The sequence below is a fragment of the Streptomyces nymphaeiformis genome (assembly GCF_014203895.1).
GTDB classification, from domain to species: domain Bacteria; phylum Actinomycetota; class Actinomycetes; order Streptomycetales; family Streptomycetaceae; genus Streptomyces; species Streptomyces nymphaeiformis.
In genome coordinates this window covers 578,947-600,775 of record NZ_JACHJY010000004.1, presented here as the reverse complement: position 1 = coordinate 600,775, position 21,829 = coordinate 578,947, and the positions used below count along the sequence as shown (strand labels likewise).

The window sequence follows — 21,829 nt, the reverse complement described above, 5'->3', positions numbered from 1 at the left end:
CACCGACCACCCGCATGCTGACCCTGGGGGAGACCCTGGCAGAGCTGCGCATGTCCCGGGCCGCCTTCTACCGGCTCCGCGCACGTGGAAGCGCGCCCCGCTGCCTCAAGCTCCCCAACGGTCAGCTCCGCATCCGCCGGGCCGACCTCGACGCCTGGTTCAAGGGCTGCGAGGTGTCCGCGTGCTGACGTACGACGTGAAGATCTGGAGCATCCGCAAGCGCCCTGACCGCGCTGCCGCCTACCAGCTGCGCTGGCGGGTTGGTGCCCAGCCGTTCTCCAAGAGCTACAAGCTCAAGGCCCAGGCCGATGGTCGGCGTTCCGAGTTGATGGCCGCGCTGCGCAATCGCGAGCAGTTCGACACCGAGACCGGCCTGCCGGCCTCGGAGGTGCTGGCGGCCCAGTCCCCGACTTGGCTCGCCCACGCTCGGGAGTACGTGGCGATGAAGTGGCCCAACGCCTCGGCCAAGCACCGTGCGAGCATCGCGGACGCCTTGGCCACGGTCACCCCTCGCCTGGTCAAGGACAACCGTGGGGCACCCGCCCCCCGGGTCCTCCGCGCCGCGCTCTACTCCTGGGCCTTCCGCCTCGTCCTCGACCAGGACGGCGAGCTCGTGGCCCGCGTCGACGCCGAGGAAGCGCCGGAACCCATCGTGGCGGCCCTCGACTGGATCGGACGCAAGTCCGTGGACATCTCGGCCTTGAACACACCGGCGGTCGTCCGGTCCGCCCTGGATGCGCTGGCCCGCAAGATGGACGGCACCGCTGCGGCGGACAACACGGTGAACCGCAAGGTGCCCGTGTTCAGTAACTGCCTTCGCTATGCCGTCGAGTTGGAACGCCTGCCGTCGCTGCCACTGGCCAAGGTGGACTGGACTCCGCCCGAGACGGACGACGAGATCGATTTCCGATACGTGCCTGGCCCGGCTCTCGCCAGGAAGCTGATCGATGCCGTAGGAGCACAAGGTGATCGTGGACGGCACCTCAAGGCGTTCTTCGGGTGCATCTACTACGCGGCAACCCGCCCCGGCGAGGCCGTGACGCTCCGGGCGTCCGACTTCACCCTGCCCGAGGAGGGCTGGGGCCAAGTCGTCCTGTCGTCCAGCTCGGCGCGTGTCGGCTCCGGCTGGACCGATTCGGGCGAGTCGTATGACTCCCGCGGCCTCAAGAAGCGCGCCCGGCGCGCGACCCGCGAGGTGCCCATTCCCCCGGTCCTCGTCCGCCTGATCCGTGACCACATCAAGGAGTTCGGTACGGCCGAGGACGGACGACTCTTCCGAGCTGTCCGCAGCGGCGGCCTGCTCAGCAAGGAGTACGGCGACATCTGGAAGGCCGCCCGGGAAGCCGTCCTCACCGAGCGAGAAGCCAAGACGCCTCTCGCCGAGGTCCCGTACGGACTCCGCGCCGCCTGCGTCTCCCTCTGGCTGGAGTCCGGCGTCTCCCCGGCCGAGGTCGCCCGCCGCGCCGGCCACAGCATCGCCGTGCTGTTCCGCTTCTACGCGAAGGCAATCCGCCGCAACCAGCACCACGCAAACCAGCAGATCGAGCGGGCCCTCGCAGAGGCCGACGACCAGTAGTCCAACCAAACAATCAAGGGGTGTCCCATACGGGGCACCCCTTCTGACTTTCCGGAAACCAGATCCACTCGGCGGCGCCTGCCTCCATCCTGCGTTCATGGACCAAGGACTAGTAGCACTGATCACCGCAGGGGTTGGCCTCGTGGGTGCGATCAGCGGCGCCGCCGTCGGTGGCATCGCTGCGGCAAGGGGCGCCCGCCTCGGGGCAGAGACGACGGCACGGGCCACCGCCAGGCAGGTACATGATCAAGGAACGATCAACCACGAGCATTGGCTTCGTGGGCAACGTCTGGAGTCATGTCGTGCCTTACTAGCCGCGTACGACAGGTATGCGATCGCTGCGTCAAACATAAGCCGGGCATTGGAGGGCGAGAGCACAGCCTCAGGCGAGATGGGAAGTGCCATCGGGCAAGCGGTCTCCGATATCAGGAACACCTACTTCCAGTTGCGGCTGTTGGTCTCTGAGGACGTCCTACAGCCTGCCCGCGCTCTCCGGCTCCAAGTGGAGGACCACAAGGAGTGCTTGGACCGCTGGATGGACGCATTCCTGGCCACAGACAGCCAGAGGGTGGCTGCTGAGCAAGCAGACGAGGGGCGGCTCCGCGAGCAGCTTGGTCACGTCCATGGCGAGTTGGTGGAAGCGGCACGACGTGCGGTAGCCGAGCGACCAGCGACCATCTGACCGCCCACATTCCCCAGGGTGACCCCGCGCCGATATACGTGCAGGTCAACGCACTGCGGCCCGGTGGACCGTGGTCCACGCCTGGTCCACACACGGTGATCCAAAGCGGCACACAGGCGATCCAGGGTGAGACAGGACCCATGCCGAAGGGGTGCCCCTCAATCGGGACACCCCTTCTGATCAGCACGTTCTCTGACCTGGCGGTGGGTGTGGGATTTGAACCCACGGTGACATCGCTGCCACGACGGTTTTCAAGACCGTTCCCTTAGGCCGCTCGGGCAACCCACCTTCGCCCCGGCCCACCTGGGGCGGAGCGGGCTACAGCGTACCGGCTGAGGAGGCGGGGCCGCGATGAGCGAGGTGTGGGGGTGATCCAGAACCGGGTTAAAGTCCCTTGTTCACAAGATCTCCACATATGGGTCGCTTGGGCGATTCGCGAAGGGCTGCAGGGTGCACGGCACGATCGACGGCTTCAGTTACGGCATGGTCACCCCCTTGATGGGGTACGTGATGGCCTGCCTCGGAAGCGCACTGGGACTCCGCTGCACGGTCAGGTCCCTCCGTACCGAGCAGCGGCGCAAGCCCGGTTGGCTGGCGCTCGGAGCGGCCTCCATCGGCTGCGGCATCTGGACCATGCACTTCATCGCCATGCTCGGCTTCCAGGTGCGGGAGACCTCGATCGCGTACGACGCCGGACTGACCTTCCTCAGCCTGCTCGTGGCCGTGGTCGTCGTGGGCATCGGCGTCTTCATCGTCGGCTACCGCGGCACCCGGCCCGCCCCGCTGCTGCTCGCGGGCGCGCTCACCGGGCTCGGGGTCGCCGGCATGCACTACCTCGGCATGGCGGCGATGCGGATGGGCGGCCGACTGCTGTACGACCCGGCCGTCGTCGCCCTGTCCGTGGTCATCGCCGTCGTCGCGGCGACCGCCGCGCTGTGGGCCGCGGTCTCGATCCGCGGCTTCCTCGCCAGCCTGGGCGCGAGTGTCGTCATGGGCGTCGCCGTGACCGGCATGCACTACACCGGCATGGCCGCCCTCAGCGTGCGCGTGGACCACGCCACGCACGCGGCCGTGGGCTCGTCGCTCCCCGACGTGCTGCCGATGCTGGTCGGCCCGCTGATCTTCCTGGTCCTCGCCGCGGCCGTCGTGATGCTCGACCCCATGCTGATCATGGGCGAGGACGAGCCGGCGTACGCCCCCCGGATCGACATCGGCGAGATCGGGGGAGCCGGAGGGTTCGGCGGCGCCGGGTCCGCGGCGACGAGCGCGTGGCCGGCGGACGACCGGCGGGTGTGACGGCACGGGGGGTGCACCGGACGGCCGGTGCACCCCCGCTCCGGTCAGCTGTCGCCGGTGCGCTCGCCGAGGGTCACCGTGGCCGTGGCGGTCTTGCCGTCGCGCTCGTAGGTGATCTTCACCGCGTCGCCCGGCTTGTACGTCCAGATCTCACTGATCAGGGTCGGGCCGCTGTCGATCGGGTGGTCGCCGAAGGCCGTGATCACGTCGCCGGCCTTCAGGCCCGCCTTCGCCGCCGGGCCGTTGGGCGTGACCGACGGCGTGCCGCCGGAGCCCTGGCCGGCGATCGTCGCGCCCTGGCCCTTCTCGTTCATGTTCACGGTCGCGCCGATCACCGGGTACACCGGCTTGCCCGTCTTGATCAGCTGCTGGGCCACGTTCTTCGCCTGGTTGACCGGGATCGCGAAGCCGAGGCCGATCGAGCCCGCCTGCGACTGGCCGAAACCGCCGCCGCTGGTCGACTGGATGGCCGAGTTGATGCCGATCACCGCGCCGCTCGCGTCGAGCAGCGGCCCGCCGGAGTTGCCCGGGTTGATCGAGGCGTCCGTCTGCAGCGCGCTCATGTACGAGTTGCTGCCGCCGGAACCGTCGCCCGAGGCCACCGGGCGGTTCTTGGCGCTGACGATGCCGGTCGTCACCGTGTTCGACAGGCCGAAGGGGGCGCCGATCGCGATGGTCGAGTCGCCGACCGCCACCTTGTCGGAGTCCCCGAGCGGCAGCGGCGTCAGCCCCTTCGGGGCGGCCTTCAGCTTGATGACCGCCACGTCGTAGCCCTGTGCCCGGCCGACGACCTCCGCGTCGTACGTCTTGCCGTCCGAGAACGTCACGGACAGCGTGCCGCCGTCCGCCGCCGACGCCACCACGTGGTTGTTGGTGACGATGTGGCCTTCCTGGTCGTAGACGAAGCCCGTGCCCGTACCGCCCTCGCCGTCCTGGCCGCCGGACTTCGCCTGGATGGTGACCACGCTCGGCAGGGCCTTCGCCGCGACCGCGGCGACCGTCCCCGGGTCGCGCTTGAACGAGGCCGGGGCCTGGCCCGAGGAGACCGTCGTCGAGCTGAAGCCGTTGTCGCCGCGCTCGGCCGCCCAGTAGCCGATGCCGCCGCCGATGCCGCCCGCGACGAGCGACGCGACGAGCACCGCCGCGACGAGGCCGCCGATCCGCCGGCGCGGGGCCTCGGGAGCGGGGGGCACGGGCGGGTGCGGGGCGCCCCAGGCCGGGACGGCCGGCGGGGGCGGCGGCCAGCCACCGGCGGGCGCGGCGGCCGCGGGGGCGGGCGCGGGCGCGGCGGCGGGCGTCTGGTCAGGGGCGGGGGACGGGACCGGGGCCTGGACCGCCGTCGGCTCGTCCTCCTGCGGGGCGGCGGCCTGCGGGGCCGGCTCCGCCGCGGGCTTCTCCATGGACGGCGGCGTCGGAGGGGTGGACGGCGCAGCCGGGTCCGCCGGAACCGGCGTGCCCTCGTTCTCGGTGCTCACAGCTCGCTCTCCTCGTTGACTGCGCGGGGTCTGGTGTACGTGCTCGTACGGGCTCCAGGGTGCTGCACCAGCTTTTCCCACAGGACGTCAGGCCGCTGTAAGGCGGAGCTGTGCATTGGCACCCCATCCTTTATATAAGGACAGAACGGACAGCCTCCGAGGTGCCCGCGCCGCCCCGCCAATGGCACCATGACGCGGTGACTCACGCACGGCAGCACCCGAACCGCGTCCCCCTCCAGGTCGTCGCCCACCGAGGCGCGTCCGAGGACGCACCGGAACACACCCTGGCCGCCTATGTGAAGGCCATCGAGGACGGCGCCGACGCCCTGGAGTGCGACGTCCGGCTCACCGCCGACGGCCATCTCGTCTGCGTCCACGACCGGCGCGTCGACCGCACGTCGAACGGCCGCGGCGCCGTGTCCGCGCTCGAACTCGCCGACCTCGCGGCCCTCGACTTCGGGACCTGGAAGGGCCGGGACGACTCCGGCGAGAGCCCCGACTGGCGGGACTCCGGACTCACGTCCGTCCTCACCCTGGAGCGGCTCCTGGAGCTGGTCTCCGACGCGGGGCGCCGGATCGAGCTGGCCATCGAGACGAAGCACCCGACCCGCTGGGCCGGGCAGGTGGAGGAGCGGCTGCTCCAGCTCCTGAAGCGTTTCGGCCTGGACGCGCCCGCGTCCGCCGCCGAGTCCCCCGTACGCGTCATGAGCTTCTCGGCGCGGTCCCTGCACCGGATCGCGGCCGCGGCGCCGACGCTGCCCACCGTCTCGCTCGCCCAGTTCGTCTCGCCGCGCCTGCGCGACGGACGGCTTCCCGCGGGCGCGCGCATCGCGGGTCCGTCGATCCGGATCGTCCGGCACCATCCCGCGGTGATCCTGCGGCTGCAGAAGGCCGGGCACCAGGTCCACGTGTGGACGGTGGACGAGGCGGAGGACGTCGAGCTCTGCGAGCGGCTCGGCGTGGACGCGATCATCACCAACCGCCCGAAGCAGGTACTGGCCCAGCTGGGCCGCGACTGAGCTCCGGGGCGCCTCTCGCGTCACTGGTTTCCCGTCCGTCACAGGGGACAACACGCCTCATGGGGTGTGCACCGGCGCGTTCCGTGCGTACGCGATCGTCACGAGTGCCTCATCCCACACGGATTGGCCGGTTTCCGGTCCAGGCCATTGGGGCATCCACACCGTGGCGTGGGGCAAAGGAGGTCTCGGGGGTGGCGTTGGTGGTGGCACAGGAGGTGCCCACGTCGTCGAGCATGGCCGTACCCCATGGCCCTGCGGGCGTGGGTGAGGCGCGACACCGGATGCGGGACGAGCTGTACCGCAGCGGGGTGGCCGAATCGGTCGTCGACGACGCGGTGCTGATCCTTTCCGAGCTGCTCAGCAATGCCTGTCGGTACGGCAGGCCGCTGGGGCACGCGGAGCGGGGCGAGGGCGATGTGCGGGCGGCCTGGCGGGTCGACCCGGCGGGCGGCCTGCGGGTCGAGGTGACCGACGGCGGCGGCCCGACCAGGCCCGTCCCGTCGACGCCCTCGGTCACGGCGCGGGGCGGCCGCGGGCTGAACATCATCGGCGCGCTGGCCCAGGACTGGGGCGTACGGGACAGCGCGACCGGCGAGGTCACGGTCTGGGTGGTGGTCACCGAAGGCCACCGCCGCGAGGACTTCGCGACCCGCGTCGGCGGCGGTTCGAGCTTCGACTTCCTGGACGCGTACGACGACCTGGACTGACGGGCCCTCACGGACGGCGGGGAGCAACGGGGCACCGGGGGGCGGCGGGACACCGGGAGGCGACGGACGCCGGGAGGCGACGGACGCCGGGAGGCGACGGACGCCGGGAGGCGACGGACGCCGGGAGGCGACGGACGCGGGGAGACGACGGACGCCGGGAGGCGACGGACGCCGGGAGGCGACGGACGCGGGCTGCGCGGCCTGCGCCTCCGCACGACGGGAGCGGGCGCACCGCGGCTCCGGCCCTACCGGCCCCGCACCGCGGGCGCAGCCGTGTCGCAGGCGCAGCCGGAGCCGCGCCCCTCCCCGTACCACCCGGCGCGGCCGTACCGCACGCCCGTGGCCTCGCGCGCCCCGCCTGAACCGTGGCGGGCGCCGGTGCGGCTAGGCTCGCGCCCGATACAGCAGCCGCGATCGGGAGAAAGCCACACCATGGCCAAGAAGCGCCCCCAGACGAAGGCCGGCAAGGCCGGCCAGGCACAGGTCACGAGCGGGGAGATCCCGGTCGTCGGCGCGCGCGAGCCGTGCCCGTGCGGTTCGGGCCGCCGCTACAAGGCGTGTCACGGCCGGGCCGCCGCGCACGCCGTGACCGAGCTCGTCCAGCGCCCCTTCGAGGGTCTGCCCGGCGAGTGCGACTGGGTCGCGCTGCGCGAGCTGGTGCCGGCCGCGACCGTGCCGCTCACCCTGAAGGGCGGGCTCCCCGAGGGCGTTCCGTCGGTGACGCTCGCGACCGTGCTGCCGATGGCGTGGCCGGCGCTCCGCCGCGACGACGGCTCCGTCCTGCTGGCCCTGCAGAACGACTCCACCTCCGGCGACCTGGCCCGCGACCTCGCCGACACCCTCCAGCGCGCCCTGGAGGCGGAGCCGGGCACCCCGGTCCCCGCGCGCCGCGTGCCGGCCGAGGGCCCGCGCCTGCAGGAGCTGCTCGACGCGGACGCGCCGTTCGTCCCGGAGGTCCACTCGGGCTTCGAGTTCTGGATCCCGCAGTCCGCGGACGGCGCGGACCCGGAGGTCTCGGCCTCCCTCGAGCGGGCCAACGCGGCCGCGATCCCGACCGTGAAGCTCGCGAGCGTCGACTCCGCGTACTGGTGCGAGGTTCCGGACAAGAACCACCTGCGCTGGGTCATGCCGCACGAGGAGGAGAAGCTCCTCGACGCGCTGGCCCGCCTCCAGGCCGGCGAGGGCACCTCGCTCGGCGCCGACACCCGGCTCGTCGGCTCCTTCCGGGCCCACGGTCTGATGGTGCCGGTGTGGGACCTGCCGTCCTCCATGACCGCCGAGGACTGCGAGAAGCCGGCGGCCGAGTTCGCCGAGCGGCTCGCCGCGGCGCTCGCCTCGGACGCTCCGCTGACGGCGGAGGAGCGCCGGGCGCGCGGCGGTCTCACGAACCGTCAGGTGACTCTCAGCTGATACCCCAGGTGGTATCGGTCACTGACAGACCGACCGGTCGGTGACTTCCGCCACAAAGCGGGTCCTCGACCTGACAATTCCCTGTCCGAATAACCGAGATCGAATTTGCGAACAGCAGATCTCTTGTTACCGTTCTTGAAGCCCGGTCGCTGGTGCATCCCCCGTCGCCAGCGACCGGGCCTTTCCATGTCCGCTTCCGGCAGGCCCGGGGCGTCCGACGTTCAACTTCCCTCGCCGTCCGCCGTGTTGCTTCCCGCGCGGAGCAGCAGCGGAGTGGCGTCACCCTCACCCGCTCCCGTGAATTCCGCGACCGCCGTATACGCCGCGGCCGCACCCCGCCCGCGCTCCCTCGGCGTTTCGCAGGTTCCCGGTTCGTCCTGCGCCGGGACGGGACAGTCCACTTGCACGGTGCGCCCGCCGGGGCCCATGAGGACAAGAAACGCGTCGAGCTGTCGGCCGGTGGCGTTCCGGTAGTAGGTCCGCGCCCAGACGTCGGGTCCCTCGCTCAGGACGCAGGTCTGCGCCTCGGCTCCTTCGGGGGAGGCGAGTTCCGGTCCGCAGCGCGTGACGCGTTCGGGGGAGACGGAAGGCGTGGCGGAAGGCGCGGGGGTCGCCGGAGCGGCGGAGGCGGGGGTACGGGGTCCCAGGCCGAGCCCGCTCAGCAGGTCCCCGGCCTTCGCGTCGCCCCCGGCACTCGCCCCGGACGGCCGCACGGGCTCCCCCGTCGGCCCCGCCATGGCGACGAGGGGCAGCAGGACGGCGACCGTGACGGCGGTCCCGAGTCCGACCACGCGGGGGTTCACCGGGCTCATGGGGGTGAACATAGCCGCGGGATCCGGGCGCCCGGCGGGCCGCGCGCCCGTTTCCCCTACAAGTCGGACGAGGACACACCCGTTCGGGTGAAGCGGTGCGTCCGGCCGACCTCAGTACCGGCGTCCGGCCGACCTCAGTACTTCAGCCGGCTCCCGCCGCCCGGCGTGCTCGTGCTCGCCTCGACCAGGGCGTCGACCACCGCCTCGACGTCGGGCAGCCAGGGCCGGGCCGAGCCGGCAGTGGGGCCTCCCCTGCTCGAACGAAGTTGAGAGCTTGGGGAAGGCGCCCGCTCCCAGCGGACCTGTCCGGTGCCCGCGACCGACGGCGGCAGGAGCAGGTAGCCGCCCTCGCCGTGGAACCGCAGCGAGCTGGGCACACTGTCCTTCGCGTAGAGGAGCTCGCCGAGACGTTCGAGGCCGTACGGGGCGACGAGGATCGACCACCGGGTCGGGGTCGCCACCACCGGGCCGAGCCGCATGCCCGCCGCGTCGAGCGCCGCGAGCGCCCGCGCGCCCGCCACCGCGGGGAGGCTGACCGCGCAGGGCGCGCGGCCGCCGGTGGCGAGGACCACCGGGGCGTCAGGGCGCCGGGTCCACCACCAGCGGACCATGCGCTCGTCCGTGGTGGCCGCGAGCAGTCCGGGTTCGTAGGGGTGCGCGCCGGGCACCACGCAGTCGGGGTCGGGACAGGAACAGGCCGCTCCCGTGGCCGCAGGGGTCGCCGCTCCCGGGCCTGCGCCCGTGGCCGTACGGGTCCTCGCGCCCGTGCTCGCGCCCGTACGGGTCGTCGTCGTCGCTCTCAGGCTCGCGCCCGGCAGGACGGGCCAGTTCCACTCGACCGCGAAGGCGACCGCGGCGTCGAGCCGGGCGGTCCTCTCCTTGCGCCGGAACCGGAGCCTGCGTCGCCTTCCGAGGATCTCGCGCATGAGCGCTCGTTCCTTTCCGTTGAACGCCGAATCCACATCACACCATGTGCAGAACACTTCACCGTGCGTATCAGCGCGCGCCGGGTCGGCGGGGTGCCGGCCCTCGAAGGAGCGGGGCGGACCGGGCCGGTGCCGGGTGGATCCCGGAGGAACCGGGTGGAGCCAGGTCAGAGCCGGAGCGGGTCAGAACACGTTCCCCGCCACTCGGTGACGGGTTGCGGCCTGCGGCGGGAAAGACGCCGGGGTTCCGCGTCACGTTCCGGGGCGGTGTCAACTACCCCTGCCTGTCACCGATTACGTACCCAGCACGCTTGGAATGACGCGCTTTCAAACGACGCCAGTCGACCGCAAAAGGTGCACACCGGGGGCAATTTTCAGCCAACTTCCCGCGTACTTCAACCCTCTCGCACGACCTCACGGACACCACAAGTCCCGTGGGGACAATGCTGGACATCGTTCCTCTTGTGCGTGTACATGTGGATGCATCGAGCGGCTCAGATTGACATGGGGGTTTGCGATGCTTTGGCGTCAAACGCACCGGTCGGAAAGCCGACCGTCATGAGCGCCCCACACATGCCGAAAGTGGCCGGAATCGATTCCACGGTTCCCGGGTCCCCGCACACTACGTCGCCCCTCCCGGGGGTACCCGCGGCGGCCGGGCCCGCCGACGCGGCCCTCCCCCCGGGAGCGCTGATCCAGGACCGGCTGGCCTCCTGGGTCTCCGACCTCACCACCCTCCACGAACTCACCGAGCGCCTCATCAGGACCTCCTCCCTCGACGAGGCCCTCCGCGAGGTCCTCGGCGCCGGCGCCGCGCTCGTCGGCGCCCGCCGCGGCATGGCCGTCCTCGAACCGGCCGACGGCCGCGGCCCCACCAGCACCATCGGCCTCGGCCTCGCCCACTCCGACCTCGGCACCATCGAGACCGTGCCGCGCGGCGCCACCAGCTACGGCCGCCTCCTCGACGGCCTCCCCGATCCCGGGCACCCCGAGCGCGTCCCCGACCCGATCGCCATCCGCGACGTCCGTACGGAGGAGGGCCTCGACCCGCGCCACCGCGAGGTCGCCGCCCGCCTCGGCTACGCCGCCAGCTACGCCCTGCCCCTCGCCACCGAGGACGCCGGCCGGCTCGGCGCGGTCGTCTGGCTCTACGACGAGCCCGCCGAACCCGGCGACCGGCAGCGCCACCTCATCGGGCTGTACGGCCGCTTCGCCACCGAGCACCTCGCCCGGCTCCTCCAGGTCGAGCGCGCCCGCGTCCAGGTCGCCACCGTCGCCGAGGAGCTGCTCCCCAGCCGGCTCCCCCGCGTCCCCGGCGTCCAGCTCGCCGCCCGTCACCGCACCGGACCGCTCGGCGGCGGCGACTGGTACGACGCGCTGCCGCTGCCCGACGGCGCCCTCGGACTGGCCGTCGGCTCCGTCTCCGGCACCGGACCCAGCGCCCTCGCCGCCATGGGCCGGCTGCGCGCCTCCCTCCGGGCGTACGCGGTGATGGAGGGCGAGGACCCCGTCGCCGTCCTCTCCGACCTGGAGCTGCTGCTGCGGATCACCGAGCCCGCGCGCTCGGCGACCGCCCTCTTCGCGTACGCCGAGCCCGCGCAGCGCCGGATCGTCCTCGCCGGGGCCGGGCACTGCCCGCCGCTGGTCGTCGGCGACCGCCGCACCGAGTTCGTCGAGACCTCGCTGTCGGCCCCGCTCGGGATGCTCTCCTGCTGGGAGGCGCCGAGCGTGGAGCTGTCCCCCGCGCCCGGAGAAACGGTGCTTCTCTACACGGACGGGCTGCTGCGGCGTACCGGCGACGCCATGGACCGGGCCTTCGCCCGGCTCCACGCGGCCGCCGCGAGCGTGCCGAGGGCGGACCGGGGCGACCCGGGCGCCGTCGCCGACCACGTCCTGCGGACCCTGCTCCCCGAGGGCCTGGACCCGGTGGTGGACGGGGAGGACGTGGTCCTGCTCGCCGCGCGCTTCGAGTGAGCCGCGCCGTCGCGTGACCTCCGATGACCGGAGTGTGAGATTCCGGTAATGGGTCTTCCGGCCCTGGGCCCCCTTCCGTACGACCGTACGATGGTGGGGGTTCAGTGTCGTACCAAGAGGAGGCAGACCCGTGGCCGAGGAGCTCACCCCGGAGACCCCGGAAGAGACCGAGACCGAAGAGCAGGCGATCAAGCAGCGGAAGAACGGCCTCTACCCGGGCGTGTCCGACGAGCTCGCCGAGAACATGAAGTCCGGCTGGGCCGACACCGAGCTGCACGGCCTGGAGCCGATCGCCCAGGCAGGCCACACCGCCGCCCGCCGCGCCGCGCTCTCCGCCCGCTTCCCGGGCGAGCGCCTCGTGATCCCCGCCGGGAACCTGAAGACCCGGTCGAACGACACCGAGTACGCCTTCCGCGCCTCCACCGAGTACGCGTACCTCACCGGCGACCAGACCCAGGACGGCGTCCTCGTCCTGGAGCCCACCGCCGACGGCCACGAGGCCACGATCTACCTGCTGCCGCGCTCCAACCGCGAGAACGGCGAGTTCTGGCTCGACGGCCAGGGCGAGCTGTGGGTCGGCCGCCGCCACTCCCTCGCCGAGGCCGAGCAGCTCCTCGGCGTCCCGGCGAAGGACGTCCGCGAGCTCGCCGCCGCCCTCAAGGAGGCCACCGGCCCCGTCCGCGCCGTCCGCGGCCACGACGCCGGCATCGAGGCCGCGCTGACCGACAAGGTCACCGCCGAGCGCGACGAGGAACTGCGGGTCTTCCTCTCCGAGGCCCGCCTCGTGAAGGACGCCTTCGAGGTCGCCGAGCTGGAGAAGGCCTGCGCCTCCACCGCCCGCGGCTTCGAGGACGTCGTCAAGGTCCTCGACAAGGCCGAGGCCACCAGCGAGCGCTACATCGAGGGCACGTTCTTCCTGCGCGCCCGCGTCGAGGGCAACGACATCGGCTACGGCTCCATCTGCGCCGCCGGCCCGCACGCCACCACCCTGCACTGGGTCCGCAACGACGGCGACGTCCGCTCCGGCGACCTGCTGCTGCTCGACGCCGGCGTGGAGACCACCGAGCTCTACACCGCCGACATCACCCGCACCCTGCCGATCAACGGCCGGTACACCGAGCTCCAGCGCAAGATCTACGACGCCGTGTACGAGGCGCAGGAGGCCGGCATCGCCGCGGTGAAGCCCGGCGCCGCCTACCGCGACTTCCACGACGCCGCCCAGCGCGTCCTCGCCGAGAAGCTCGTCGAGTGGGGCCTCGTCGAGGGCCCGGTCGAGCGCGTCCTGGAGCTCGGCCTCCAGCGCCGCTGGACCCTGCACGGCACCGGCCACATGCTCGGCATGGACGTCCACGACTGCGCCGCCGCGCGCACCGAGATGTACGTGGACACCACCCTGGAGCCGGGCATGTGCCTGACCGTCGAGCCCGGTCTGTACTTCCAGGCCGACGACCTGACCGTGCCGGAGGAGTACCGCGGCATCGGCGTCCGGATCGAGGACGACATCCTCGTCACCGAGGACGGCAACCGGAACCTCTCGGAGGCGCTGCCGCGCCGCGCCGACGAGGTCGAGGCGTGGATGGCCGCGCTCAAGGGCTGATCTCCGCGTACGTTGGAACCGAAGGGCCCCCGCCGACCGACCGGCGGGGGCCCTTCCCCGTGCGCCGCTATGCGAGAAGCAGCGACGGGCTGTCCCGCCACTTCAGGATCTTGTCGAAGCTGACCACGGCGCCGCCCCGGCCCGAGCGGTTGCCGAACTGGACGTGATCGGCCAGCTCCTCGATCAGGCGCAGCCCCCGGCCGTGCTCGGCGTCGTCCGAGGGGGCGGCCCGGCCGGCGCTTCCCGGGAAGCCCGGGCCCGAGTCGGCCACCTCGATGCGGCAGGTCTCGCCGTCCAGGTACGCCGTCACCCGGTACGCCCCGCCCGGCTCCGCGCGCCCTTCCCCGGGACCGGCCGCGCCGCCGTGCTCGACGGCGTTGGCACACGCCTCGGTCAGTGCGACCGACAACTCGTACGACACGTCGGGATCGACACCCGCCGTCTCCATCGTGCCCAGCAGAAGCCTCCGTGCGAGCGGCACGCTCGCGGCCTCGCGCCGCAGATGGAGTGACCACCAGATGCTCATGCTCCAGCCTCCCGGCAGCGGCTCGACATACCGATACCTATTGCCGGGGCGGACGCTCCGTAAGCGCGAGGAGGCGTCAAGAGCGCTCGTTCGGCGGATGCACCTGGCGGGTGCACCGGTGTATGTCAGGTTGACGGTCGGCGTATCTCGCCGCGAAGACCCCCAAGAACGACCTTCCGGACCTGCCGCATGGCGGTGCCGCGCGTGGTGCGATGATGGGCCCGCCATGACTGCCCCCGCGCTCGCTCCACGGCTGCTGAGGGCCGCGGTGTTCACCGCGGTCTGCGTCGTGCTGTCCGCGCTGGGACACGCCCTCGCCGCCTGCGCCGGCATCGCCCTGTGGACCCTCGTCGCCGGATTCCTCTACGTCTTCGGGGTCGCCGTGCTCCTGGCCGGGCGCGAACGCTCCCTCGGCCTCGTCGTCGGCGCCCTCGCCGGCGGGCAGCTCGGCCTGCACGTGCTCTTCGGGCTCGGACAGCGGCAGCTCGCCCTGAGCGACCAGGCCGACGACGCCCTGATCCGGACGGCCGCCCGGCTGGTCTGCGGAGCGGGCGCCGCCTCGCTCACCCCCGCCGACGCCACCCGGATCATCACCGACGCCGGGCTCGACCCGGCGACCGCGCACGCCCACATGGGACACATGGTCGGCGGGGCGGCCACGCCCGCCGGAGAGCTGCTGCCCGGTCTGCCCATGCTCCTCGGCCACCTCCTGGCCGCCCTGGCCACGGGCTGGCTGCTGCGCCGCGGCGACCGCGCCCTCGGCCGGCTCGTGGAGCTCTCCGAGCAGGGCGCGACGGAGCTCGCCGAATGCGCCGTGGTGCGCTCCCTGCGGACCGCGCTCTCCTTCGTACGGGCCCTGCTCGCCGGGCTTCCGGCCGCGCCGGGCACGGGACCGCGGCGGAGCCTCCGCACCGCCTTCGACTCCTCGCCGCCGCCGGTGGCCGAGGCACTCCAGCACACGGTGATCAGGCGCGGCCCCCCGGCCGCCCACTGCGTCCTCGCAGCCTGACGCGGACCGCTCGACGCTCGACGTCAGCGGGCCGCGCCCGTCCGCACGCCCGCGCGGGACCCCTGTCCCCGGGCGCGCCGGACTCCCGCATCCTTCTTCCGAGCTGGAGTGTCCTCTGCCATGAACGTTTCCCGCACCGTCCTCGCCGGCGGCATCGCCCTCTCCTCCGTCGTGCTGCTCTCCGGCACCGCCTTCGCGCACGTCAGCGTGCAGCCGCAGGGAGAGGCGGCCAAGGGCGGCTACGCGACCGTCAACCTCAAGGTCCCGAACGAGCGCGACAACGCCTCCACCGTGAAGGTCGAGGTCAACTTCCCGCTCGACCACCCGCTGGCCTCCGTCATGCCGCAGCCCGTCCCCGGCTGGAAGGCCGTGGTGACCAAGAGCAAGCTCGACAAGCCGCTGGAGATGCACGGCAAGAAGATCAACGAGGCCGTCTCCAAGGTCACCTGGACCGCCGACGGCTCGAAGATCGGCCCCGGTGAGTTCCAGCAGTTCCCGCTCTCCCTCGGCCAGCTGCCGGAGGACACCGACGAGCTGGTCCTCAAGGCGATCCAGACGTACGACAACAAGGAGGTCGTGCGCTGGATCGAGGAGCAGAAGGAGGGCGCGGAGGAGCCGGAGAACCCGGCGCCCGTCCTGAAGCTCTCCGCCGCCTCCGCCGACGAGGACCACCACGGCGGCGCCGCTCCGTCCGCCTCCGCCGGGGCGGACGAGAAGGCCGGTCACGACGCCAAGACGGCCGACCACGAGGAGACCGCCGCCGCGTCCTCCTCCTCCGACACCACGGCCCGTGTCCTGGGCGTCGTCGGCATCCTCGTCGGCATCGCCGGCGTCGCCTTCGGCCTCCTCGCCGGCCGCCGCCGCTCGGCCTGACGGCCGCGCCCTCACCCTCGCTCGTCATCCGAAAGAAGCACCATGTCTGAAGAGAAGACGCCCGGGGCGGCATCGGCCCGTCCCGGGCGGCGCACGCCGCTGGTGATCGCGGCCGTCGCGATCGTCGCCGCGCTCGGCATCACCGCCGCCGTCGGCCTCGGCGGCAACGACGACAAGCCCGCCGGCTCCGGCTCCTCGGTCGCCGTCGTCTCCGGCGGCTCCGACTCCACGAAGGCCGCCACCGTCCTCGACCGGCCCTTCACCAAGCCCGCGCTCGTCCTCACCGACACCAAGGGCCAGAAGTACGACCTGCGGGAGCGCACCAAGGGCAAGCCGACGCTCATCTACTTCGGCTACACGCACTGCCCCGACGTCTGCCCCCTGACGATGAGCAACATCGCCATCGCCAAGAAGAAGCTCCCCAAGGCCGACCAGGACAAGCTCCAGGTCGTCTTCGTCACCACCGACCCCGAGCGGGACACCTCCGCCGAGCTCGCCAAGTGGCTGCCCGCCGCCGGCGACCCCTCCTTCACCGGTCTCACCGGCGACTTCTCCGCCATCCAGGCGGGGGCCCGGCAGATCGGCATCGGCATCGACCCGCCGACGAAGGACAAGGACGGCAACGTCGTCTCCATGCACGGCGCCCAGGTGATCGCCTTCTCGCCCACCACCGACCAGGGCTACGTCCTGTACGGCGAGGACGCGAGCGTCGACGACTACGCCAAGGACCTGCCGAAGATCATCAAGGGGGAGAACCCGTGACCCGCCGCACCACCGCCCTGTCCGCCGCCGTGGCCCTCGCCGCCGCGCTCGCGCTGACCGGGTGCTCGTCCTCCGACAGCAAGCCCGACCTGGAGGTCAGCGGCGCGTACATGCCCCAGCCGGTGATGGACATGGCCGGCGGCTTCCTCACGATCAAGAACGGCAGTGACACGGCGGACAAGCTGACCTCCGTCACCAGCCCGATCTCGGACGACGTCACCATCCACGAGTCGAAGAACCAGAAGATGCAGGAGGTGAAGTCCTTCGACATCCCCGCCAACGGCGAGCTGAAGCTCGAACGCGGCGGCAGCCACATCATGTTCATGGAGCTGAAGAAGACGCCCAAGCAGGGCGACACGGTCAGCATCGAGCTGCACTTCGAGAAGTCCGACCCGATCAAGGTCGACGTCCCCGTCGAAGCAGCCAACCACAACCCGCAGCAGCACTGAGCTCGTTGACGGAGTGACTCAGAGATGACAACCACCGCCCCGCGCCTCGGCAACGCCCTGGCCCGGCTGCTGATCCTCGCGGCCGCGCTGCTCGGCACGCTGCTCGCCGGCGCCGCGCCCGCCTCCGCGCACGCGGCGCTCACCGGCAGCGACCCGAAGGACGGGGCGGTGGTCGCCACCGCCCCCAAGGAGGTCAACCTGACCTTCTCCGAACAGGTCGCCATGAGCGCCGACTCCATCCGGGTCCTCGACCCGGCGGGCCGCCGGGCCGACACCGGCGAGATCCGCAACCTGTGCAGCGGCTCCGTCGTCCGGTACGGGGTGGGGCTCCGCGCCGGACTGCCCGACGGCACGTACACCGTGGCCTGGCAGGCCGTCTCGTCCGACAGCCACCCCGTCGCCGGCGCCTTCACCTTCTCCATCGGAGCCCCCTCCACGACCTCCGTCGCCCTGCCCGACCAGGCGGTCGGCGGCGGCCTCGTCGGCGCCCTCTACGGGATCGCCCGCTACCTCTCGTACGCCGGGTTCGCCGTCCTCGTCGGCGGCGGCGCCTTCGTCCTGGTCTGCTGGCCGCGCGGCGCGAGCGTCCGCCCCGTCCAGCAGACGGTGGTCCGGGGCTGGCTGACCCTCACCGGCGCCACGCTCGCGATGCTGCTCCTGCGCAGCCCGTACACCGGCTCCGGGAAGCTCGCCGACGCCTTCGACCTGGCGGGCCTGCGGGCCGTCCTGGAGACGAAGACCGGCGCCGCGCTCACCTCCCGGCTGCTGCTCCTCGGCGCGGCCGCGCTCTTCGTGGCCGTCCTCTTCGGCGCCTACGCCCGCCGCACCGACCCCAAGGAGAAGAAGGACCTCTCCTTCGGTCTCGGCATCGGCGGCACCGTCGTCGCCGCCGGCATCGCCGGGACCTGGGCCCTCGCCGAGCACGCCTCGACCGGTCTCCAGCCCGGCATCGCCATGCCCGTCGACATCCTGCACCTCCTCGCCGTCGCCGCCTGGCTCGGCGGCCTCACCGTGCTCCTCGTCGCCCTCTACCGGGCGCCGTCCGTCGAGCGCTCCGCCGTCGAGCGCTTCTCCAAGGTGGCCTTCGGCTCCGTGGCCGTCCTCGCCGCCACCGGGCTCTACCAGTCCTGGCGCCAGGTCGGCTCCTGGTCCGCGCTGACCGGCACCCGGTACGGCCAGCTGCTCCTGGTCAAGATCGGCCTCATGACGGTCCTCATCGGCATCGCCTGGATCTCCCGCCGCTGGACCCGGCGCCTGGCGGACCCGTCGCCGCGGGAGTCGGCAGCGGGAGCGGAGGAGCCGGAGACCGAGACCGAGACCGAGACTGTGGACGAGCCGGATACCGAGACCGGGGCCGCGGACGAGCCGGCCGGCGACGCCGATCCCGAGCGGGCCGCGCAGCTCGCCCGGCAGCGGGCCGCCGTCGCCACCGCGCGGCGCAAGCGGGAGCGGGACGCCGACCCCGAGCGGACCGGTCTGCGCCGCTCGGTGCTGACCGAGGCCGCCGTCGCCGTCGTCCTCCTCGCCGTGACCACGGTCCTCACCTCCACCGAGCCCGGCCGCACGGAGGAAGAGGCCGGGCGGACCACCGCCGCCTCCGGCCCGGCCGCCGTGCCCGACCGGCCCGTCGACATCCGGCTGCCCTTCGACACCGGCGGCGTCGACGGCAAGGGCGTCGTCCGTCTCAGCCTCGACCCCGGCCGCACCGGTGCCAACGCGCTGCACATCTTCGTCGAGCGCCCCAACGGCAAGCCGCTGGACGTCCCCGAGATCAAGCTCGCCCTCACCCTGGAGGCGAAGAACGTGGGCCCGCTGCCCGTCGCCCCCGACCGGATCCAGACCGGACACTGGAGCGCCGGCGGCGTCCAGATCCCGATGCCCGGCGAATGGAAGATCCAGGTGACCGTCCGTACCTCCGAGATCGACCAGACCACCATCGACAAGAACGTGAAGATCGGCTGAGCCCAGTGACCGACAGCGACAACCTCGATCTCTCCCGGCGGCGCCTGCTCGGCGTCGCCGGCGCGGCGGGCGCGGCCGGCCTCGTCGCCGGCGCGGCCGGCGGCGTCGGGATCTCCGCAGCCCTGTCCGGCGACGACACCGCCGCCGGGACCGGCTCCGGCGGCTCCCCCGCCCTGACCACCGTCGGCTCGACCGCGGTGATGTTTCACGGGAAACATCAGGCCGGCATCACCACCCCCCTCCAGTCCCGCGGGCATCTGATCGCCTTCGACCTCGCCCCGGGCGCCGGCCGCAAGGAGGCCGCCGCCCTGCTGCGCCGCTGGTCGGCCACGGCGAAGGCGCTGATGTCGGGCAAGGCCCCGGCCGAGGACACCGGCATCGCGCTCGACGCGGGCCCGTCCTCCCTCACCGTCACCTTCGGTTTCGGCCGGACCTTCTTCGACCGCACCGGGCTCACCTCGCGCCGCCCCGCCGAGCTGGACCCGCTGCCCGCCTTCTCCGCCGACGCCCTGGACCCCCGGCGCTCGGAGGGCGACCTGTGGGTGCAGATCGGCGCGGACGACGCGCTCGTCGCCTTCCATGCGCTGCGCGCCGTCCAGAAGGACGCCGGGGACGCGGCCCGGGTGCGCTGGCAGATGAACGGCTTCAACCGCTCGGCCGGCGCCACCGCCAAGCCGATGACCGCCCGGAACCTGATGGGCCAGGTCGACGGCACGGGCAATCCCAAGCCCACGGACCCCGACTTCGACCGGCGGATCTTCGTCCCGGCCGGCGGCGGGCAGGAGTGGATGGCCGGCGGTTCGTACGCGGTGGTGCGCCGGATCCGGATGCTGCTCGACGACTGGGAGAAGCTGCCGCTGGACCGGCAGGAGAAGGTGATCGGGCGCCGGAAGTCCGACGGGGCCCCGCTCACCGGCGGCTCCGAGACCACCGAGCTCGACCTGGACAAGCTCGGGCCGGACGGCAAGCCGGTGATCCCCGACAACGCCCACTCCCGGATCTCCGCCCCCGAACAGAACGGCGGGGCGGCGATGCTGCGCAGGCCGTTCTCCTTCCACGACGGGATCGGACCGGACGGCACGCCGGACGCGGGCCTCCTCTTCGTCTGCTGGCAGGCGGACCCGCTCCGGGGCTTCGTCCCGGTGCAGCGCAAGCTCGACCGGGGCGACGCGCTGTCCGCGTTCATCCGCCACGAGGCGAGCGGCCTCTTCGCCGTCCCGGGCGGCCCCACCGAGGGCGAGTACGTGGGCCAGCGCCTCCTGGAGGCCTGACCGCGTCGGCCGGAGCGGGCGCCGGACCGGTCCGGGCGGGCGCCGAACCGGTCCGGGCGGGCCGCCGTCCGAGGGGTGAAAGGCCTCGCTCGGGCGGCCGCCCGCAGCGGCGGCGACCATTAGGGTGACGGTATGTCCGCCACCCGGTACACCTATCTCGGCCCCGAAGGCACCTTCACTGAGGCGGCGCTGCGCACGCTGCCCGAGGCCGCGACGCGGGAACTCGTCCCGATGGTCTCGGTCCCGGCCGCCCTCGACGCCGTACGGAACGGGGAGGCGGCCGCCGCGCTCGTCCCGATCGAGAACTCGGTCGAGGGCGGGGTGACCGCGACCCTGGACGAGCTGGCCTCCGGCGAGCCGCTGATGATCTACCGCGAGGTGCTCCTCCCGATCGCCTTCGCGCTGCTCGTCCGGCCCGGGACGAAGCTCTCGGAGATCAAGACGGTCACGGGCCACCCGGTGGCCCAGCCGCAGGTCCGGAACTGGCTGCGGGCGCACCTGCCCGACGCGGTGTGGGAGTCGGCGGCCTCGAACGCGGACGGGGCCCGGCTGGTGCAGGAGGGCCGGTTCGACGCCGCCTTCGCGGGGGAGTTCGCGGCGGCGACGTACGGCCTGGAGGCGCTGGTCACGGAGATCCACGACGCGGAGAACGCCGAGACCCGGTTCGTGCTGGTGGGCCGGCCCGCCCGGCCGGCGGCCCCGACGGGCGCGGACAAGACCTCGGTGGTGCTGTGGCTGGGTGACGATCATCCGGGTGCCCTCCTCGAACTGCTCCAGGAGTTCGCGGTGCGCGGGGTGAACCTGATGCTGATCCAGTCCCGGCCCACGGGGGCGGGGATCGGGAACTACTGCTTCGCCGTGGACGCCGAGGGCCATATCTCGGACCGGCGGGTGGGCGAGGCGCTGATGGGCCTCAAGCGGATCTGCCCCAAGGTGCGGTTCCTCGGCTCGTACCCCCGGGCGGGTGTCGCGGTCGAGGACGTGTCGGCGCTGCGGCGCGGGACTTCGGACCTGGAGTTCATGGAGGCCTCCGACTGGCTGGCGAGGGCCCAGGACGGTCGGGCCTGAGTCGATGGTGGCCGAATGCTCCCGGCGGTGTGAGCGTTCGTCCACAGGTACGAACCACTAGTCCTACCTGCATACTTTTCAGTTACCCACAGAGGTTATCCACAGGGGTCGGGTGAGACCTGGGGACAAGTCGACACCTCGTCGAGACAAGGTCGACAAATCGCCCCACTCACCCCCCGACATCACGTGCGTCATCCACAGCGCCCCACCGGCACACTCGTCAGCAACCCTCTGGGGACCCACCCGTTGGAGCGAGTAATTCCCACCCAAATGAGTGCGTGAATGGTGTTTGATCACGGAATTCCCAGGCGCGATGAGGGAAATCCACGCGCCCTTCCCCGTAGTCCACAGATCTTCCGCACAGCCTGTGGATAAGTGAATGAGCCGGGCCCCCGGCCGACATTTCCACAACTCTCAATTCGGGCGAATCAACAC

The 21,829-nt window shown here is 72.3% G+C and carries 20 protein-coding genes and 1 tRNA gene; 16 read left to right on the top strand and 5 right to left on the bottom strand.

Translation table 11 applies throughout. The annotated features are described in order from the left end of the window. Nucleotides 1-14: 14 nt before the first annotated feature. From GGE06_RS16835 to GGE06_RS16825, 3 genes are all read left to right on the top strand, one after another. Complete coding sequence (locus GGE06_RS16835) at nucleotides 15-188, top strand: helix-turn-helix transcriptional regulator (RefSeq protein WP_184931243.1); 174 nt, start codon at nucleotides 15-17, stop codon at nucleotides 186-188. Further along, entirely contained in the window at nucleotides 182-1,576 is a 1,395-nt protein-coding gene (locus GGE06_RS16830; protein WP_184931154.1) for a tyrosine-type recombinase/integrase, read from the top strand. The genes GGE06_RS16835 and GGE06_RS16830 overlap by 7 nt, the downstream gene beginning before the upstream one ends. Nucleotides 1,577-1,673: 97 nt before the next feature. After that, nucleotides 1,674-2,258 carry a hypothetical protein gene (locus GGE06_RS16825; protein ID WP_184931153.1) on the top strand — a complete coding sequence of 195 codons (585 nt, stop codon included), beginning with the start codon at nucleotides 1,674-1,676 and terminating at the stop codon, nucleotides 2,256-2,258. 198 nt (nucleotides 2,259-2,456) lie between these two features. Here GGE06_RS16825 and GGE06_RS16820 read toward each other — a convergent pair. Beyond that, nucleotides 2,457-2,546: transfer RNA gene (locus tag GGE06_RS16820), tRNA-Ser, on the bottom strand. Between the two features lie 162 nt (nucleotides 2,547-2,708). On the opposite strand from GGE06_RS16820, the gene GGE06_RS16815 reads away from it, so the two are divergent. Beyond that, nucleotides 2,709-3,554, top strand: coding sequence for an MHYT domain-containing protein (locus tag GGE06_RS16815; RefSeq protein WP_184931152.1), 846 nt, complete (start codon nucleotides 2,709-2,711; stop codon nucleotides 3,552-3,554). Between the two features lie 44 nt (nucleotides 3,555-3,598). On the opposite strand, the gene GGE06_RS16810 is transcribed toward GGE06_RS16815, so the two are convergent. Beyond that, nucleotides 3,599-5,029, bottom strand: coding sequence for a S1C family serine protease (locus GGE06_RS16810; protein WP_116159892.1), 1,431 nt, complete (start codon nucleotides 5,027-5,029; stop codon nucleotides 3,599-3,601). A 197-nt stretch (nucleotides 5,030-5,226) separates the two neighbouring features. Between GGE06_RS16810 and GGE06_RS16805 the strand changes: the two genes are divergently transcribed. From GGE06_RS16805 to GGE06_RS16795, 3 genes are all read left to right on the top strand, one after another. After that, entirely contained in the window at nucleotides 5,227-6,048 is an 822-nt protein-coding gene (locus tag GGE06_RS16805) for a glycerophosphodiester phosphodiesterase (protein WP_184931151.1), read from the top strand. Nucleotides 6,049-6,107: 59 nt separating this feature from the next. Next, on the top strand, nucleotides 6,108-6,755 hold the full coding sequence (locus GGE06_RS16800; protein ID WP_221518128.1) for an ATP-binding protein: 648 nt from the start codon (nucleotides 6,108-6,110) through the stop codon (nucleotides 6,753-6,755). Between the two features lie 432 nt (nucleotides 6,756-7,187). Further along, nucleotides 7,188-8,165, top strand: coding sequence for a DUF5926 family protein (locus GGE06_RS16795; protein WP_116159895.1), 978 nt, complete (start codon nucleotides 7,188-7,190; stop codon nucleotides 8,163-8,165). Nucleotides 8,166-8,386: 221 nt separating this feature from the next. On the opposite strand, the gene GGE06_RS16790 is transcribed toward GGE06_RS16795, so the two are convergent. Together GGE06_RS16790 and GGE06_RS16785 are read right to left on the bottom strand one after the other, a co-directional pair. Beyond that, complete coding sequence (locus tag GGE06_RS16790; RefSeq protein ID WP_184931150.1) at nucleotides 8,387-8,977, bottom strand: hypothetical protein; 591 nt, start codon at nucleotides 8,975-8,977, stop codon at nucleotides 8,387-8,389. A 134-nt stretch (nucleotides 8,978-9,111) separates the two neighbouring features. Beyond that, on the bottom strand, nucleotides 9,112-9,903 hold the full coding sequence (locus GGE06_RS16785) for a bifunctional DNA primase/polymerase (protein WP_116159896.1): 792 nt from the start codon (nucleotides 9,901-9,903) through the stop codon (nucleotides 9,112-9,114). Between the two features lie 504 nt (nucleotides 9,904-10,407). Between GGE06_RS16785 and GGE06_RS16780 the strand changes: the two genes are divergently transcribed. Then, a complete protein-coding gene (locus tag GGE06_RS16780; RefSeq protein WP_184931149.1) occupies nucleotides 10,408-11,877 on the top strand; it encodes a PP2C family protein-serine/threonine phosphatase in 1,470 nt (489 codons plus the stop codon). Nucleotides 11,878-12,007: 130 nt separating this feature from the next. Next, nucleotides 12,008-13,474, top strand: a complete 1,467-nt coding sequence (locus GGE06_RS16775; protein WP_116159898.1) for an aminopeptidase P family protein — start codon at nucleotides 12,008-12,010, stop codon at nucleotides 13,472-13,474. Between the two features lie 67 nt (nucleotides 13,475-13,541). On the opposite strand, the gene GGE06_RS16770 is transcribed toward GGE06_RS16775, so the two are convergent. Further along, nucleotides 13,542-14,000: an ATP-binding protein gene (locus GGE06_RS16770; RefSeq protein WP_116159899.1), complete on the bottom strand. Its 459-nt coding sequence runs from the start codon at nucleotides 13,998-14,000 to the stop codon at nucleotides 13,542-13,544. Between the two features lie 226 nt (nucleotides 14,001-14,226). On the opposite strand from GGE06_RS16770, the gene GGE06_RS16765 reads away from it, so the two are divergent. The 7 genes from GGE06_RS16765 (at nucleotide 14,227) to pheA (ending at nucleotide 21,394) form a co-directional block, all read left to right on the top strand. After that, nucleotides 14,227-15,009 (top strand): hypothetical protein, encoded by a 783-nt coding sequence (locus tag GGE06_RS16765; RefSeq protein WP_184931148.1) that lies wholly within the window; start codon nucleotides 14,227-14,229, stop codon nucleotides 15,007-15,009. 120 nt (nucleotides 15,010-15,129) lie between these two features. Then, nucleotides 15,130-15,882 carry a YcnI family copper-binding membrane protein gene (locus tag GGE06_RS16760; RefSeq protein WP_184931147.1) on the top strand — a complete coding sequence of 251 codons (753 nt, stop codon included), beginning with the start codon at nucleotides 15,130-15,132 and terminating at the stop codon, nucleotides 15,880-15,882. A gap of 42 nt (nucleotides 15,883-15,924) precedes the next feature. Beyond that, nucleotides 15,925-16,644: an SCO family protein gene (locus GGE06_RS16755; RefSeq protein WP_181924569.1), complete on the top strand. Its 720-nt coding sequence runs from the start codon at nucleotides 15,925-15,927 to the stop codon at nucleotides 16,642-16,644. Then, a complete protein-coding gene (locus GGE06_RS16750) occupies nucleotides 16,641-17,093 on the top strand; it encodes a copper chaperone PCu(A)C (RefSeq protein ID WP_116159902.1) in 453 nt (150 codons plus the stop codon). Before GGE06_RS16755 ends, GGE06_RS16750 begins: the two co-directional genes overlap by 4 nt. Before the next feature lie 24 nt (nucleotides 17,094-17,117). Next, on the top strand, nucleotides 17,118-19,055 hold the full coding sequence (locus tag GGE06_RS16745) for a copper resistance CopC/CopD family protein (protein ID WP_184931146.1): 1,938 nt from the start codon (nucleotides 17,118-17,120) through the stop codon (nucleotides 19,053-19,055). Between the two features lie 5 nt (nucleotides 19,056-19,060). Next, nucleotides 19,061-20,326 carry an iron uptake transporter deferrochelatase/peroxidase subunit gene (gene efeB / locus GGE06_RS16740; protein ID WP_116159904.1) on the top strand — a complete coding sequence of 422 codons (1,266 nt, stop codon included), beginning with the start codon at nucleotides 19,061-19,063 and terminating at the stop codon, nucleotides 20,324-20,326. Nucleotides 20,327-20,458: 132 nt separating this feature from the next. Continuing rightward, the gene (gene pheA, locus GGE06_RS16735; protein WP_116159905.1) at nucleotides 20,459-21,394 is read left to right on the top strand and encodes a prephenate dehydratase; all 936 of its coding nucleotides are present in this window, start codon (nucleotides 20,459-20,461) and stop codon (nucleotides 21,392-21,394) included. The last annotated feature ends 435 nt before the right edge of the window (nucleotides 21,395-21,829 follow it).

Coding starts and splice junctions, on each gene's coding strand:
- GGE06_RS16765 (WP_184931148.1), top strand. CDS start 14,227: ATGACTGCCCCCGCGCTCGCTCCACGGCTGCTGAGGGCCGCGGTGTTC.
- GGE06_RS16795 (WP_116159895.1), top strand. CDS start 7,188: ATGGCCAAGAAGCGCCCCCAGACGAAGGCCGGCAAGGCCGGCCAGGCA.
- GGE06_RS16785 (WP_116159896.1), bottom strand. CDS start 9,903: ATGCGCGAGATCCTCGGAAGGCGACGCAGGCTCCGGTTCCGGCGCAAG.
- GGE06_RS16825 (WP_184931153.1), top strand. CDS start 1,674: ATGGACCAAGGACTAGTAGCACTGATCACCGCAGGGGTTGGCCTCGTG.
- GGE06_RS16760 (WP_184931147.1), top strand. CDS start 15,130: ATGAACGTTTCCCGCACCGTCCTCGCCGGCGGCATCGCCCTCTCCTCC.
- GGE06_RS16745 (WP_184931146.1), top strand. CDS start 17,118: ATGACAACCACCGCCCCGCGCCTCGGCAACGCCCTGGCCCGGCTGCTG.
- GGE06_RS16835 (WP_184931243.1), top strand. CDS start 15: ATGCTGACCCTGGGGGAGACCCTGGCAGAGCTGCGCATGTCCCGGGCC.
- GGE06_RS16800 (WP_221518128.1), top strand. CDS start 6,108: ATGGGGTGTGCACCGGCGCGTTCCGTGCGTACGCGATCGTCACGAGTG.
- GGE06_RS16780 (WP_184931149.1), top strand. CDS start 10,408: ATGGGGGTTTGCGATGCTTTGGCGTCAAACGCACCGGTCGGAAAGCCG.
- GGE06_RS16755 (WP_181924569.1), top strand. CDS start 15,925: ATGTCTGAAGAGAAGACGCCCGGGGCGGCATCGGCCCGTCCCGGGCGG.
- pheA (WP_116159905.1), top strand. CDS start 20,459: ATGTCCGCCACCCGGTACACCTATCTCGGCCCCGAAGGCACCTTCACT.
- GGE06_RS16790 (WP_184931150.1), bottom strand. CDS start 8,977: ATGAGCCCGGTGAACCCCCGCGTGGTCGGACTCGGGACCGCCGTCACG.
- GGE06_RS16770 (WP_116159899.1), bottom strand. CDS start 14,000: ATGAGCATCTGGTGGTCACTCCATCTGCGGCGCGAGGCCGCGAGCGTG.